The sequence below is a fragment of the Pedobacter sp. G11 genome, assembly GCF_003860265.1.
Classification (GTDB): Bacteria; Bacteroidota; Bacteroidia; order Sphingobacteriales; family Sphingobacteriaceae; genus Pedobacter; species Pedobacter agri.
The window spans coordinates 3,174,679-3,190,742 of sequence record NZ_CP034190.1 but is presented as its reverse complement, the minus strand read 5'-3'; the positions used below and the strand labels follow the sequence as shown (position 1 = coordinate 3,190,742).

Below are 16,064 nucleotides of genomic sequence, written 5' to 3'. Positions count from 1 at the left end.
ATGAAATTGACTTTGAACACATTCATCTGTCTGGCATGCTTGGTAGTGTTCGGGAATTGTCTTGCCCAGCCGCAAAAAAAGTCCAATGCGACACCGCATAGCACCATTAACATAGAGTTGGCTGATCCGACCATATTTTTAGACAAAGGCAAATATTACCTTTATGGTACAAGCGGAAACAGCGGCTTCAAGGTGTATGAATCGACGGATTTATTTAATTGGAAAGGTCCTGTTGGAAAAAACAACGGATATGCACTTAGCAAATGCGAATCATTCGGCACGATGGGATTTTGGGCTCCCCATGTATTTAAGTTTAATGAAGACTATTACATGGCCTATACCGCAAATGAACAGATCGCTATCGCTAAAAGTGATAGTCCTTTGGGTCCTTTCAGACAAGGTGAATTTAAATCATTATCTGGAAACGGTAAACAGATAGATCCTTTTATTTTTTTTGATAGTGATGGCAAGATTTACCTGTACCATGTCAGACTTAAGAATGGTAACCGGATCTTCGTTTCGGAAATGAAACCCGATCTGTCAGACGTAGTAGAAGGAACCGAGCACGAATGCATCAATGCTTCGACGCCTTGGGAAAATACAGAATCTACACCATGGCCGGTTGCGGAAGGGCCAACGGTCTTTAAATTTAAAAATTTATATTATCTAATTTATTCTGCCAATGACTTCAGAAGCAAAGATTACGCAGTGGGCTATGCCACCTCGATCTCAGCTACAGGGCCGTGGATAAAACACCACGGAAACCCATTAATTAGTCGTGCAACAATAAAATCGAACGGAACTGGTCACGGAGACCTTTTCAAAGATCAGTCAGGAAATTTCAAGTATGTGATGCATACACATCATACCTCTTCCAGGGTCTCTCCAAGGCTGACCGGAATCATTGATCTGAAACTTCTAAAAGCGAATGGTAAAAACACCACTACGCTACAGGCTGACTCCGAAACTTTTAGGCTCTTGAAAGTAACTGAAATTGGCATAAGATGATTTTACTTCACTGTGCCTATAATAAAACCAAATACCTCTTTGTACACACCAGAACAATTTTGAAAGGTTGATCAAACCTGCGAATTTCTAAAAAACAGTTTATAGTAAACTGCGATATATTATCACGCATAAGAATTTTTGTGATACGGAATAGATAAAGGGTCAGTCAATTATTTAATGCTGGCCCTATGACTGTGTTTTATGGCGCAATCTCTTCGCCGATTGCTTTAAGCAAACTGAATTTTCCTACCGCGTCTTTTTCCAGATCCCAGATCATAACACCTGCAATGTGCTGCTTTGCATAACGGGTTTTCGCTTTTATGGATGGGATTCCGTTGTACTTATATGCGAGATAAGTATCCTGGTAGGCATTCAATGTGTCGAGTGCCACAATATCTCTGAAAGGGACACCGGGGGTAAGACCTATAGCGCCCTGATAACCATAAAACGGGACGCCGAGTGTTAATTTGCTTGCAGGGCAGTTCAAATCCAGGAATTTCTTGATGTGTACCAGCGCATCACTGTATAATGAATGATTGCCCGTCCCTCCCCAGTTGTTGTCATAGGACATGATATGAATGTAGTCAAAGTAAGGAAAAGAGTTCACAGGGATCATACCATTGGTATATGGCAGGGTCGCACAGGTTACCAGCTTTCCAAGCGGCTGCAGTGCTGCCCTAAGTTCCTGAACAAACAGCGTGTAGGTGCCTGCTGTTTTTACCGTTTGAAGCGTTTGACCTTCGATATCCACATCTATCCCGTCCAGATTATAGAAATTTAGGAAGGAAACGATGTTGGCGACTAATACAGATCGATTCGGTGACTGTAACAGGGTAACCAGATTACCCGAGCCATCTGGAATTTTGCCACCCGAAAATGAAGCGAGAACCTTAACCCCATGCTGATGTCCCTGGGTAACCACATAATTGATCTCTACAGTGCTTGCATCACTGGAAGCCGGGTTTCCGTTTACCATCATCTGCCCAGAAGTATTGGGACTGAAAAAAGCGATATTGAGGTGGGTCAGGACATTAAGGTCGCTATTATCAATTACGCCCTGTACATTTTTCCAGCCGGGCACATATCCTACCACCAACTTACCCGCAGCAAGGTTACTAGAAGCAGGCTGAACATTTGCTTTCAATTTCGGTAAAAGCGTCTCCTCTGGCTGAGGATTTTCGCCGTTTTTGCTGCACGCACCCAGCGTGAAGAGGATTGCGATAATGCATAGATTCATTAGTTTTTTCATGTTGATTTTCATTAGGTAAATGTTATTTAATTATTGATTTAAATGATGATAGGCATGTTAGTCGCTATCCGGTATTTGGCTGTTAGGATATTGAGGCATTCGATCGCACAGGCACTCATATATGTTCCGGATATGCTTTATCGTAAAATTCTTTTCAGTTAAAACTTCCACCTCACAAAAGCTTCCATCGCTTCGTATTCAGCAAGCCCAAGTTCATCATAGGCTTTTGCTGTTTCCCGGTTACGGTCTTCAGCACGTTGCCAAAACTCTCTTGCATCATCACCCGGAAAAACAGCCCTGTCCTTTTGGCTCTGGTGTTTAAAGATTGCATTCCTCTTCCGCTCCAATTCCTGAGGAGATATCGGAACAGCCATTTCAATTTCGTGGGTTTCAAACTCATGCCATGCACCGCGGTACATCCATAACCAACAGTCCTGCGCCCAGGCTTCAGTTTTGCGCAAACGTGTCAAAGCCTCCAAAATGATGTTGAAACAAACAATGTGGGTTCCGTGGGGATCTTCAAAATCGCCGGCGGCAAAAACCTGTTGTGGTTTAACCTTTTGCAAAAGTTCCATTGTAAGTTGAATGTCTGCATCAGTTACCGGGTTTTTCTGATTCTTTCCGCTCTCGTAAAAAGGCAATGCCTGAAAATGAATATGGTCATCCCCCAAACCGCAATAACGTGCTCCGGCAATGGCCTCTCCTTTTCTGATCAAACCTTTTATGGTCTGAATCTCCGGCGTATCCACCTGGTTTGGTTTCTTTTGCTCAATGAAGGTTCGCATGTTGCTGTAAAGTTCCTTCAAATGTGAATTGTCCATTCCCATTTTTTCCGTGAAATCCACATTAAACTCCACAAAACGAAGGGCATCATCATCCCAAACGGCGGTATTTCCAGAAGTTTGGTAAGCCACATGCACATCATGTTTTTGATCAACAAAACGGATAAATGTTCCACCCATTGAAATCACATCATCATCAGGATGTGGTGAGAAAATAATCACACGCTTTTTAGCTGGCTCAGCTCTTTCCGGACGCTGAGAATCATCAGCATTTGGTTTTCCGCCCGGCCAGCCAGTAATCGTGTGCTGAAGTTTATTGAAAATATGAATGTTGATGTTGTAAACCGGTCCTTTCTCGGTAGCCAGTTGTGCCATGCCGTTGTTGTTGTAATCGTCCTCAGTTAACTTAAGGATAGGTTTGTTGAGGGTATTGGCCAGCCAAATCACCGCTTTGCGGATCAATGCATCTGTCCAAACGCAATCTTTAACGAGCCAAGGTGTATCAAAACGGGTTAGTTCTGCCGCGGCCGGTGTATCCAAAATAAACTCCACATGCTCTGAAAGTTGCAGGTAAGTTGCAGGAACATCGCCCGAGATTTCACCTTCCACAGCTTTTTTAATGATGGAAGCTTTTTTACGGCTCCATGCCATTAAAATAATCTCTCTTGCTTTGAAAATGGTACCAATCCCCATGGTAATCGCCTTGGTTGGCACAAATGCTTTTCCGCCAAAATCACGGGCCGCATCACGCCGGGTCAGATCATCAAGGGTGACCAAACGTGTTCCAGAATTGGGAGCAGAACCCGGCTCATTGAAACCAATGTGACCGGTACGGCCGATACCCAGGATCTGAATGTCAAGTCCGCCAAGGTCTCCGATCTTTTTCTCGTAGTCCAGGCAGAAAGCCTGAATGTCCTCTAAAGGAAGGGTTCCGTCAGGAATGTGAACCTTGTTCCTGTCAATGTCGATATGATCGAAAAGATTTTCGTTCATAAAAGTAACGTAACTCTGTGCGGCTGTAGGCTGCATTGGATAGTACTCATCCAAATTAAAAGTAATTACGTTTTTAAAACTTAAGCCCTCTTCTTTGTGCAGTCTAACCAGTTCGGCATAAACTGCAATTGGGGTAACCCCTGTTGCTAAGCCCAGTACCGCAGATTCGCCTAATGCATGTTTTAATTTAATGAGGTTGGCAATTCGGTGCGCCACATTAATGGAAGCATTTTCCGGAGTGTCGAATACGGTTACAGGAAGTTTTTCGAAACGGGTCTCTTCGAGTAGATTTAATCTGGCCATTTTTTATTTTTACTTTAATAACTGACTGCTCTCATAATCCAGAAACAGTTCAACGTTTGTATGATTCCGGAGTATGGTGGAAGGATATCTTGTACTGATTTCTTTTTCCAGTGTATTTGCCACTGCCTGTGCCTTGGTGTTTCCTGGCACGACCGAACTGATGAATTTTGCCCGCAGGAGCGTTGGAATGGTCAGGGTAAGGGCCGATAGCGGCACATCATCCAGATGCCTAAAACAACCATCATTTACCTGCTGGTTCCTGCACGCAAAATCCAGCTCCACAACTTTGACATCCATAGGATCTTCAAAATCTGCCACCGGAGGATCGTTAAAGGCAAGATGCCCGTTCTCCCCTATTCCCATACAGACGATATCTATAGGGTACTGTAACAGCAGATCGGAATAACGGAGACATTCCTCGTCCAGATTTTCGGCATTACCGTTTAGATAGTGAACGGATTTGAAACTGAAGCGGGCAAAAAGGCGGTCTTTAAGAAAATTTCCGAACCCTTGAGGCGCTTCGGCAGGCAATCCAATATATTCATCCATATGAAATGCATTGATGCGGTTCCATGCCAGATTCTGATCGAATAAGCACTTAAGAAATTCGTTTTGAGACGGAGCAGCAGCAAAGACGACGTTGATTTCTTCCTTTTCCACCAAAAGTCTGTCGATCTCTCGGGCAAAACGCTCTGCAGCAGCAGCGCCCAGATCCTTTCTGGAACCATATATTTTTACCTCGATGTTGTTTTCCTTTTTAGTTGACATTGGGTTCAGTTTTCATTTTTTACCGGATAATGGATATCTAATGTTTATCGTACGGGATTTTGCTGGATGATGACAAAACCTGTCCTCCAGAAATTCCTGCGACTAAAGTAATAATATTTTCGTGTACGTACACGAAAATATTAAAAAATATTATATATTCGATCATTGGTTGCCATCGGACAAGCAGAATTAATCACTTAACAAACTGACATACAATAATCAACATTAAACGAAAGAAATAAATATGACCAAAACAGTACTTGCCAATGAACGAAATTTACCCCTGGACGTATTAAGAGGGCTGACTGTAGCATTAATGATCACAGTCAATAATCCGGGAAGCTGGAGCGCTATTTACGCGCCCCTCTCTCATTCAGAGTGGGATGGTTTTACGCTTACCGATCTTGTTTTCCCCACGTTTTTATTTGTTGTGGGGAACGCCATTAGTTTTACCTTGACCAAGGCGGTAAAGAATGGCTCATCGGTATTTTTTAAAAAGATTGTTAAGCGCACCCTTATGATTTTTGCCATTGGCTTTTTACTCAATTATTTTCCTTTTTATCATATGGAAAATGGAAGCTTTGCGCTCACCAATATCTTTGATGTCAGATTATGGGGCGTGTTGCAACGCATAGCAGTTTGTTATTTTTTTGCCAACGTCATTTTGTATTATGCCAATGTGTTGTGGACCATCGTGACCGGTATTGTGTTATTGCTTGCATACTGGGGACTTTCCTATTATTACGGAGATCCAGGATCACCTTATACACTGGAAGGAAATGCATCGGGACAACTTGATCTTTTTTTATTTCAGCCCAAAAATCTCTATCAGGGATTTGGGATCCCTTTTGAGCCAGAGGGGCTTCTGAGCACTTTACCTGCCGTGGTGAATGTTCTTGCCGGATACCTTACGGGCTATTACATCAACAAAAAAGGTAGTGGAACAGACACCGCCTTACGCATAGCGCTTTTTGCGATAGGTCTATTGATCCTCTCCAATCTATGGGACATTGATTTTCCGGTTAACAAACCGATATGGAGCAGCTCATATGTATTGCTGACGGTTGGCTGGGACCTGGTCATTTTGGCGATCCTGATTATGGTCATTGATGTATGGCGTTTCCAAAAATGGACGTACTTCTTTGTGGTGTTCGGCAAAAACCCCCTTTTCATCTACATTATTTCCTGGATCATCAGTGATGTGCTCCCTCTGATTCCCATTGGCGAAAAGTCGTTGCGCTCCACCTTGTATCATACAGGTTACCTAAGCTGGATGAGTGAGAAGAATGCGTCATTTGTTTTTGCGCTCAGTTTTATGCTTTTGATGTGGTGTATCGGATTGGTCATGGACCGGAAGAAAATTTATGTCAGAGTTTAACAGGGAGATCTAAAAATTAAATCAGATAAGCTTAAAACACATGAAAATTAAAGTAATGCTATTATTGATCCTTTTGATCACTGATTTTTATCAGGTATGGTCGCAGCAAAATGATACCGCTTTGAGCAAGGATTACGCCATTACCTGGAAAATCCTTCGGCACGAATTTAATTCGGACGGGGAAACTCTCTCCGAACTTACCCTGTCTAATCTGGGGGAGGATGTTTTGAAAGGGACAGGTTGGGCGATTTATTTCAACGGCCCTGATCCCCATGCAATCAAAAACGTTGAATCCAGGATCGAACTAAGCCATGTGAACGGCGATTTTTACAGGTTAAGGCCGACAAAATATTTTACGGGTCTAGAAGGCGGAGCAAAGATTAGTATCCGAATATTGAGCCGTCACCTGAAAAACAGGACAGATTACGGTAAAGGATTTTATATCGTGTTTGATAACCAAAACTCCGCCCAAAACTTACGTCTTAGTGTCGTGCCGGGAAGCCTCGTCGATCAGGAGAAAAAACAGTCTGCGGAGACCTTCACCCAGAATCAGACCATTGAGAAAATAGATGCGGGCGAGATGCCGCCGGTTTTTCCTACGCCATTAAATTATACTAGAAAAGAAGGCAGTTTTCGATTGTCCGGTTCGGTAAAGGTTATCGGTGGTCAGGATTTTCCAAATGAAGCGAACTATCTGCAAACGGCGCTTGGCAAAGTGCTGACCGGGCAAAATCATGTCAATGGTTCGAATGACCCGCCTGTAATCGTGCTTAAGAAAATCGCAACGGACTCAAATGAAGGTTATGAGCTGAATGTGGAAAGTTCGGGAATCACCATTTCTGCCTCCGGTGAAGCAGGAGTGTTTTATGGAATCCAATCCCTGATGATGCTTTTGCCACCTGCTTCCTGGAAAGATAAAAAGGCATATATTGACGTTCCCGCCTTGAAAATCATCGATGCGCCGCGCTTTGGACACCGGGCGTTCATGATGGATATCGCCAGAAACTTCCAGCCGAAAAAGCAGATCATCAAAGTGCTGGATCTGTTGGCTTTGTATAAGATCAATGTGTTCCATCTGCATTTCAATGATGATGAAGGCTGGCGCATCGAAATCAAAGGTCTTCCTGAACTGACCGAGGTCGGATCCAAAAGAGCCCACACACTGAGTGAAGAACAATGGCTGATCCCGGCTTACGGTTCCGGTCCTGTAGCAAACCATAACAGTGGTTACCTTTCCAGATCGGATTTTGTCGAAATATTAAAATATGCCACCATGAGGCATATCAGGGTAATCCCTGAATATGAGACGCCGGGTCATGCTAGGGCGGCGATAAAATCGATGGATGCACGCTACAGGAAATTTATGCAGGCGGGGAAGGCTGATGCTGCCGCAGCCTATCTGCTCCGGGATTTGAACGATAAGTCGGTGTATAGCAGTGTTCAGGGATTTAATGACAACGTAATCAACCCAGCATTGCCGTCCACCTACCGATTCATTGAAAAGATCATAGACGAGACGATCAGTATGTACAAGGACGCAGGGGCTCCGCTGAACACCATTCATTTTGGAGGTGATGAGGTGCCCAATGGGGTATGGGAAAAATCCCCCGATGCGCTAAAGTTAAGTGTTGACGATCCACGGATCAAGACAGTCGATGAACTGTGGTACTATTATTTTCAAAGATTGAGCCAATTGCTGGCCTCCCGTAATCTTTATCTCTCCGGCTGGGAAGAAATTGGACTGCGCAAGACCAGAAATGCAGCGGGGACAAAAATGGAACTTGATGAGCGAGCAGTGGCACAGAATTTCCATGCGGACGTTTGGAATAATTTGAGCGGAAACGAGGACCTGGCCTATAAAATGGCGAATGCAGGTTACAAAGTTGTACTGACCAACGTAACCAACATGTATATGGACCTGGCTTACAACAAAAGCCATCAGGAGCCAGGGCAATACTGGGGTGGATATGTTGATGTCAATAAGCTCTTCAGCTTTATACCCTTTGATTACTATAAAAACCAAACCGAGGATGAAAGCGGGAAACCTTTGCCGACAAATCATTATCAGGGAAAGATCCGGCTCAGCGAGCAGGGTAAGAAAAATATTATTGGTTTGCAGGCGCCGCTTTGGAGTGAAGTGATTACCACTACAGCTGAACTGGAATATTTGCTGTTGCCGAAAATACTGGGCCTGGCCGAGAGAAGCTGGGCCGCGGATCCGGTCTGGGCACAGGAACAGGACAGCGGAAAAAGTGCCGGACTTTACAAAAAAGCATGGTCAGTGTTCATTAACCGGATCGCGACAAACGAACTGCCGAGACTGGACCATTATGCCGGTGGATTCCAATACAGGATACCTGCTCCCGGTTACATAGTCCGAAATGGAAAAGTAGAGGCCAACGTTCTATATACCGGACTTCGCATTCACTACACCACAGACGGAACCAGGCCAACAGCAAAAAGCAAGTGGTACACCGTGCCAATCGCTTCCGGTAAGTCAATTCAACTCAGGGTTTTCAATTCAGTACTTCGTGGAGGTCCTGCTGTACAGGTACTGCCCTAGCGGGTTGTAGATAAAAAAGGACGGTTTTCTAAGACAACCATCCTTTTTTTTAATGCTCAAGATCAATAATTACGCTATTTATATCGCATCGCTATTTGAATGCGAGTTCCCCAAAACTTTCTCTTTGATGAAAGTCAGGATTCTTCGAGTTGATCATGTTCCAGCTTAGGAAATGCGGCTGGGGCAAACCGTCTCCGCATTTGTAAAAATTACCCCTGGCCTTGATTTCTCCAAAGGATTTGATCTGGTGGTGAATAAATGTTTGTTTGGGAATGATCAATAAAATCTCCCACTCAAAGCCATCCCGATCATCCATGAGGTCCGAACTAATCCTGGAATGGGATCGCAATTTCTTGACAACTTCCAGCGGCAATAAGACGCGTTCGGAACGATCCTTTCCATAACCGATTTTCGAAAAACCGAGGCAATTGAATTCCAGATTATAATAGCCCTTATCTCCATCAAATGCCACAAAAAATTCTACGCAGCTATCATTGTGTATATTACCATTGTATCCTTCATTGGCAATCAGATATTGTTCCTGAACGTGATACTTCAGAAAAATCAGGTCTTTATTATGGGCAATACTAAAGCTGGCTTTGGTATCAGTTACGAATTCAGGCCATGGATTGCACCTGATAGGGAAACTGTTCAGGCTTTGCAGGGTCTGAATCAAGTTTTCAGCAGTTTCCATCGCAATGGCACTTATATATGGGATTTCGAGCTTTTTCAAAGGAAGTGTAAAATGATTAATATTTGGGTTTCCGGGGCAAATCTTGAGCATCACTTGCAGTGAAGACGATCTTCCCCCTGACAATGGTGGTATTGATTTTGATTTGCGGGTCGAAGATGACCAGGTCAGCATCCATTCCTTTTTTGATCACACCCTTATGGGCGTTGATGTTCAGTATTCTGGCCGGGGTTGCAGTGATCATCTCAACCGCCTCACTTAAGGGTACATCAGCGAGCTGGATCATATTTCTGACCAGTTGATTTGCTGTTGCCACGCTACCTGCGAAGGCGCTACGGTCTGGAAGCTTAGCCACTCCGTCCTCAATAATCACCTCTATACCAGTGGTTAGACTCCCTAAAATGCTTTTTCCCTCGGGCATGCCGGCCCCTCTCATCGCGTCAGTGATCAGTGCCGTATTTTTCGAGCCTTTGATTTTGTAGACAAGCTTTAATAGCGCGGGAGGCAGATGTACTCCATCGGCAATAATTTCGACAGTCATATTATCCAAAAGATAGGCTGCCTCGATCACACCGGCATAGCGGTACGCGTTTCTTCTGGATACGCCCGACATGCAGGAATAGAAGTGTGTGGCGTGGGTAAATCCTTCCTCGAACGCCTCCAGAACATCCTCATATATGGCATCAGTATGGGCAATGGCGGCAAGGATATGTTTGGCTTTTAGCGTCTTGGCAAATGCGAGTGCTCCGGGAAGCTCAGGAGCGGCACTCCACCTTCTGATCGCAGCAGTTGACGCTAAAATTTCATTGTATTCATCGGCATCAGGATTCCTGATATACCTGGGATCCTGTGCTCCTTTCTGGTTCATTGAAAAATAAGGGCCTTCTATATGCAGACCAACAAATTGTGCTCCCGCATCATTGATTGGGTCGGCAGCTTCATAAGTTTTGATGGTATCCAGCAAGTCAGTTTTTTCACAGCTTAAGGTGGTGGGCATGAGCGATGTGGTACCGTATTGGGCATGGGTGCGGGCAATGTTCAGGAAAGCATCAACCGTATTATCCATAAAATCGTGTCCACCTCCACCATGCACATGCAGATCAATAAAGCCGGGTGAGAGGATTTTGCCCCCTGCGTCTATTTCAAGTGCTGAGGGAACATCCACATTCCCGGCTGAGATCTCAGCAATTTTATCATTTTTAATAACTAATGTTCCATCCTTCAGTATTCCTTCCGGGGTTATAATATTGGCGTTGTATATTTTGATGTAGTTCATAGGATCACTTTTGAAATCTCCAATTTTTGAAGGCATGCCCATAAAAAGCATAAAAAATAAGATATAGATAACAGGGTATCAATACCCAATAGGCTTCACGAAGACCATGATGGTCAGCCCAATAACCATATAGCAATGGCATAATGGCGTTTCCGCATAGGCCCATGATGAGCAATGAGGCACCGGTTTTGAGGAATCGGCCAAGGTTGTTCAGCGCTAAGGGCCATACTCCCGCCCAAATCATTGAGTTGGCAAAACCCAGCAGCACAATCAGCCAGACTGAAAGATCAGTACGATGCCCCAACAGTACGACCTGCTTTTGAAAAACCAGGATGCAGCAGCTTAGCAATATGCCCAGCAAAGTGCAGATCTTTAGCGCGGTAAGCTGGGAAATAAATCTTGGGATTAAAGTAATGCCCAGCAGATAGCCTATAATTGTCGCGGATAAGGTATAGGAGGGGAAGATTTTCGCTTCCATAAAGGCCATGCCATGATGCGAGGCATAATTTACGATACTGTCTACCGCAATGACCTGGGAGCCGACGTGAAAAAAAATTGCGATCGCGCCCAGGACAAGATGAGGAAAATCAAGAATACTTTTTTTCTCGGCATTATCCGCGCTCAACTGTCCATCTTCTTGGTCGGTATCTATTTCGGGCAATGGTGAAAAACGGACAAAAAAACCCAGCAGCAGAAGTATGAGCGCCACGATGCCATAAGGCACCACGACACGTCCAATGATTTCGTTCAATACCGTTTCTTTGGCAGCACCTTCCATCAAGGCAACCTGCTGGAACAACGCTTTGTCGGTTTCCGGCCGCAGGATAACAGCTGCAAACAGCAAAGGCGCCAGAATGCCTGCGAGTTTATTGCAGATACCCATGATGCTAAAACGCTGGGCAGCCCTTTCTTTCGGTCCCAGTATGGTAATGTAAGGATTGGCTGCCGTCTGAAGGATCGCCAGTCCAATACCGAGGGTAAACAGACCGGTTAAAAAGAGCGGATAAGTCCGGGTAAGCCCTGCAGGCACAAAAATCATCGCGCCAAGGGCCATGGTCCAGAATCCACACATCATCCCCTTTTTGAAGCCTATTTTTTTAAGCAGCAATCCTGCCGGAAGCGACATGACCAGATAGGCGATGTAAAATGCGAAAGCAACCAGGTAAGATTCAAAATTATTGAGCTCACAACCGATTTTAAAAAAAGGTATAAGGATGGCGTTGATCCAGGTTACGAACCCGAATATAAAGAACAGCACCCCTATGATGCCGATGGAAATAAGGGTGTCTCTCCTGCTCAGTGAAGAAACCTGTATCAGTTTTTCTATAGCCATTTACGTCTCTAAAAGATTTTTGTGTTTGTAAAATTAATGGGTTTGGGAAAGCTTCATCTTCAGCAAATCGAACCTTTCGTTCCTGTAGCGGTTCTCCACTTCGATCTCTTCCCTGAAGAGCAGGTTTTGGTTCAGTTTGGCAAATCTTTGATCAAGCTCATCAGGATTTAAATTGCGCAGAATCTTATGCAGCCGCGGCAGATCTGCTGCAGTAAAAGCGGGAAGATTCATTTCGTGCTCTATCCAAATGCAGGTTAAGTAAAACTCCCTGATATCGTTCATGAGCACATAATGACTGAACTCTTCTACATTCTGAGTGGGTTTAAGCTGTCTGAGTTCGGTGGTGCTTTTTTTAGCGCTGTCCAGCAGGGTCGATATCGTTAACCCCGAGAAAATAGTCTTGCCTTCATTGACCTCGATGGGAGTACGCGTGATCGCCCTGGAGAAGACATCTGATTTCTGAGCATTGAAACCATAGGTTTCAGCGCTGTATTTTTTAATAAATGCTGCCCCATCAAATGTCCCCGGAGCTTTTAGCTGTTCAAAATAGGCGGAAATAAGCAAATTGAAACCACTTATCGGATAAACCCTTCTGATGGCGTGAAGATCCGCAAGGTCTGTTGTTGATTCCAGCACACTGGAATATAACCCTGATGTCGACCAGGAAGTCATCACAATTCCCTGATAGCCCAGCTGCTTCGCCTGCGGAATGAAAGAGGTGATATTGTTAAGGTGTTTGATCCAGTCCGTTAGAAAATAGTTATCGGGATGGCTTCGAATTGCGGGTGATCCCCATATTTCAAAACCACTTTTAACCAGTTTTTGATGATCTCCGAACCGGTCCAGTGCCCAGCCATAGTTCCAGTCTACAAAAATTGTTTCCTTGGGCAATCCCTTTAAAGCGTCCGGATAGTTCAGAGCGATGTCTGCCCAGACAATCGGTTTTTTCCCCAAACCCACCACCACATCGCAGAGCATTTTCAGATAGTCCCCGTATAATCGTCCTTTTCCAACCGCGGCCACTTTCTTTTTCGACTCTTCAGAGCGGCCAAGCAGGTAGGTTTCATCGCCCCCGATATGAATGTATGGAGAATCATGCGTGGAGATCATGTCCTGGAACAAATCCGTAAACAATGCTTTGCAACCTTCTTCCCTCAATGGGTTGACCTGTGAAAAATCTTTTTGATCTTCTCTTAGTTCTTTGTATCGATAGTGCCTCAAAATGTATTCAACATGCCCAAAACTCTGTTGGAGCGGGACCACGTCGATGCCCAGCTTCTTGCAATAGGCTACGAATGATTTAATTTCCTCCCGGGTATAAGCATAACGGCCAGTGATGATGCGGTGTTTCTGATAAGGATATGATGCCTCCCATTCCATGACCAGGGTATTAATCCCATTTTTGCTGAGTTTAGTTGCAAATTCCTTCAGGGCGGGCATTTTCATGACCTGAATCCTGAGGTCCAGATGAAAACCCTTTACTTTAAAATCTGCGTTCAGTGGTGGGTTGGCCTTGGCGGCGCTGTCTGCAATATTTACGAGAAGGAGAAAAAAACAAAGAAGCGTGCTGGCTATACGTCCGGGGCTTAAGGAGAGAATCATATATATAAAGTTTCTAATGCGGTAAGATTTGTCAATTTAGGAAAAACTATGGCGTTTTGCTCCATTCGTCCACCGGCGAGATCAGGTTTTGTTTAATCCATTTCCCTGACTCTTTCAGATTATCATCTGTCCACGGCCCATTGGGACAGGTGCCCGTTTTCCAGACCGCACCACTCAGGGGACTGTCGGAATAATTCCAGTTGCACCAGGAAATTTTATGATCGGCCAAAAACTTCAGCCACTTGGCCGACATATCAAAATCATTCTCACCATCTCCCCACCCGTTCTGCGTACCGAACTCAGTGACAAAGACCGGAATTCCGTTTTCAATTGCTTTGGCAACATACCCCATTCTTCTGCCCTGATGATTGCTTTGGAAATTCTCGGCAGCATAGAAATGCATGGTGTACATGATGTTTTCAAAGGCCAGCTTATTGCCAATGACCAGATCAGGTCTGGAAGCATATTCTGGAGTTCCTACAATCACAATGGATTGCGGGTCGTTCTTTCTGATGATGGGCACGATCTGGTCTGCGTATCTTTTGATAACGGCCCAGGTCACGTCGAGCTGTTTATTATTGGGCTCATTACAGATCTCATAAATAACATTGCCTTTGGCTGAGTGCTTTTTAGAGACATGTTCGAAGAAGACTTTTGCGCGATCGGTGTTGTAGTTCGGATCACCCGGATCAAGCATGTGGAAATCTATCAGTGCATAAATACCTTCTTTAAAACACTTTTCGACAAGATCATCCACAAAGGCAGTAAACTTTACAGGATCCTTCTCATATCCGCCTTCCTGCACATACATGGAAATGCGCAAAATGTCAGCTCCCCAATCATTCATCAACACATTCAGGGATTGTTCACTGTAGCAATTGCCCCTATACTGCAGCCCATGAGTACTCATTCCCCTTAACTGAACGGGTATACCTTTTTGGTTGACCATGTTTGTGCCCGACAGCTTTAACCGACCGTTCACGGTAAAAGCATTGCTTTTTTTCGCAGGCGATACTTGCTCCTGCATTTGATCGGGTGCTGTCGTTTCATTTCCTTTGCAGGAGAAAGAAGTCAGGACCAACAAGCTTATTAGATAAATTGTACTTTTCATTTTCATATTTTATTTATGCGCGGATGAGTTTATTTCATACCTGATTGATATGTCCGGTCTATAAGTTTCAAAAGTGAATGGTCATCAAAACTGTCATAAAGCAGTTGCCAGATCATGACGCCTCCCGCTGCTTTCATGGCCAATTGTGTTTTTGCCCTGATGGTCTCTTTTCCATTATAGTAAATGGTTCCACCGTTGTCAGGAAGAATAATTTCATCATCATCCATTCGCCCCGGATATTTGCTGACAACATCCTGCCAGGAGATCTGCCTAAAGGCCCTGTCTTTGGCTGGGAGTTCTCCGAACCCGTAACCATAAAAAGGGAGGCCTATATTCAGCTGTTCTTTTTTAAGACCCCGTTCATTTTGCCAGTATGCAAGATGATCCTCCGCATAAGAATAAGGGGAATGCTGCCCTGGATCCTCCGGCTTCCATGGGCCGGTTTTATCATAAGCCATGATATTGATGAAGTCAAACTTAGAAAGTGCACGGTCGGTCATTTTCTCTCTTGTCCACCAGGCTACCGCAGCAGTCAGGAGTTTCCCGCGTTTGCGCAATGGTTTACTTAAGCCCGCGATAAAAGATTCATAATTGATATCGATGTCCTCGCCTTCGAGATCCACATCAATCCCATCCAGATTATACTGATTGAGCACCGCTATAAAATTTTTGATCAGCGAACTTCTATAACCATCGGAGAGCAGCTTCGCATAATAAGCGTGACTGCTCCCGCCACCACAGGACATTAATACATTTATTTTTTTTTGATGCGCAATCCTCACGACCGAATCCAGGCCAGGTACAGGTTTGAATTCGCCTTCGGGATCAGGATTGATAAAGGCAATGTTTAAATGAGTGATTTTATCCAGATCAATCTTTTTCAGATCCTGAACCATGTTGGCCCTGGACCAAATGTAGCCCACGATCTTAAACTGAGCGGTGGCCCGGCCGGGCAATGCCCAGGCCGCCAGGATCAAAAAGGTAATGATATTGCGCTTTCCCATATG

At 44.5% G+C, this 16,064-nt stretch carries 12 protein-coding genes; 3 read left to right on the top strand and 9 right to left on the bottom strand.

The features are described 5' to 3' along the window. A complete protein-coding gene (locus EA772_RS13810) occupies positions 1-1,008 on the top strand; it encodes a glycoside hydrolase family 43 protein (RefSeq protein WP_124913721.1) in 1,008 nt (335 codons plus the stop codon). A 199-nt stretch (positions 1,009-1,207) separates the two neighbouring features. Here the strand turns inward: EA772_RS13810 and EA772_RS13805 are convergent, their stop codons facing one another. From EA772_RS13805 to EA772_RS13795, 3 genes are all read right to left on the bottom strand, one after another. Then, entirely contained in the window at positions 1,208-2,269 is a 1,062-nt protein-coding gene (locus tag EA772_RS13805; protein ID WP_124913720.1) for a glycosyl hydrolase family 18 protein, read from the bottom strand. Positions 2,270-2,415: 146 nt separating this feature from the next. After that, positions 2,416-4,335: a glucosamine-6-phosphate deaminase gene (gene nagB, locus EA772_RS13800; RefSeq protein WP_124913719.1), complete on the bottom strand. Its 1,920-nt coding sequence runs from the start codon at positions 4,333-4,335 to the stop codon at positions 2,416-2,418. Between the two features lie 9 nt (positions 4,336-4,344). Then, positions 4,345-5,103, bottom strand: a complete 759-nt coding sequence (locus EA772_RS13795) for a glucosamine-6-phosphate deaminase (RefSeq protein ID WP_124913718.1) — start codon at positions 5,101-5,103, stop codon at positions 4,345-4,347. 244 nt (positions 5,104-5,347) lie between these two features. Between EA772_RS13795 and EA772_RS13790 the strand changes: the two genes are divergently transcribed. Both EA772_RS13790 and EA772_RS13785 read left to right on the top strand, forming a co-directional pair. Further along, positions 5,348-6,481, top strand: a complete 1,134-nt coding sequence (locus EA772_RS13790) for an acyltransferase family protein (RefSeq protein WP_124913717.1) — start codon at positions 5,348-5,350, stop codon at positions 6,479-6,481. A 40-nt stretch (positions 6,482-6,521) separates the two neighbouring features. Next, positions 6,522-9,044 carry a family 20 glycosylhydrolase gene (locus EA772_RS13785; protein ID WP_124913716.1) on the top strand — a complete coding sequence of 841 codons (2,523 nt, stop codon included), beginning with the start codon at positions 6,522-6,524 and terminating at the stop codon, positions 9,042-9,044. Between the two features lie 91 nt (positions 9,045-9,135). Here EA772_RS13785 and EA772_RS13780 read toward each other — a convergent pair whose 3' ends face one another. Genes EA772_RS13780 through EA772_RS13755 form a run of 6 tightly spaced genes read right to left on the bottom strand, consistent with a single transcriptional unit; the run spans position 9,136 to position 16,061 of the window. Next, the gene (locus EA772_RS13780) at positions 9,136-9,828 is read right to left on the bottom strand and encodes a carbohydrate-binding family 9-like protein (protein WP_168187552.1); all 693 of its coding nucleotides are present in this window, start codon (positions 9,826-9,828) and stop codon (positions 9,136-9,138) included. Next, positions 9,794-11,011 carry an N-acetylglucosamine-6-phosphate deacetylase gene (gene nagA, locus EA772_RS13775; protein WP_124913714.1) on the bottom strand — a complete coding sequence of 406 codons (1,218 nt, stop codon included), beginning with the start codon at positions 11,009-11,011 and terminating at the stop codon, positions 9,794-9,796. The genes EA772_RS13780 and nagA overlap by 35 nt, the downstream gene beginning before the upstream one ends. 4 nt (positions 11,012-11,015) lie before the next feature. Beyond that, positions 11,016-12,344 (bottom strand): sugar MFS transporter, encoded by a 1,329-nt coding sequence (locus tag EA772_RS13770; RefSeq protein ID WP_124913713.1) that lies wholly within the window; start codon positions 12,342-12,344, stop codon positions 11,016-11,018. A 33-nt stretch (positions 12,345-12,377) separates the two neighbouring features. Next, the gene (locus tag EA772_RS13765) at positions 12,378-13,946 is read right to left on the bottom strand and encodes a beta-N-acetylhexosaminidase (protein WP_210405030.1); all 1,569 of its coding nucleotides are present in this window, start codon (positions 13,944-13,946) and stop codon (positions 12,378-12,380) included. 46 nt (positions 13,947-13,992) lie between these two features. Next, entirely contained in the window at positions 13,993-15,057 is a 1,065-nt protein-coding gene (locus EA772_RS13760; protein WP_168187551.1) for a glycoside hydrolase family 5 protein, read from the bottom strand. Positions 15,058-15,086: 29 nt separating this feature from the next. Next, positions 15,087-16,061 carry a glycosyl hydrolase family 18 protein gene (locus tag EA772_RS13755; protein ID WP_124913711.1) on the bottom strand — a complete coding sequence of 325 codons (975 nt, stop codon included), beginning with the start codon at positions 16,059-16,061 and terminating at the stop codon, positions 15,087-15,089. Positions 16,062-16,064: the final 3 nt, after the last annotated feature.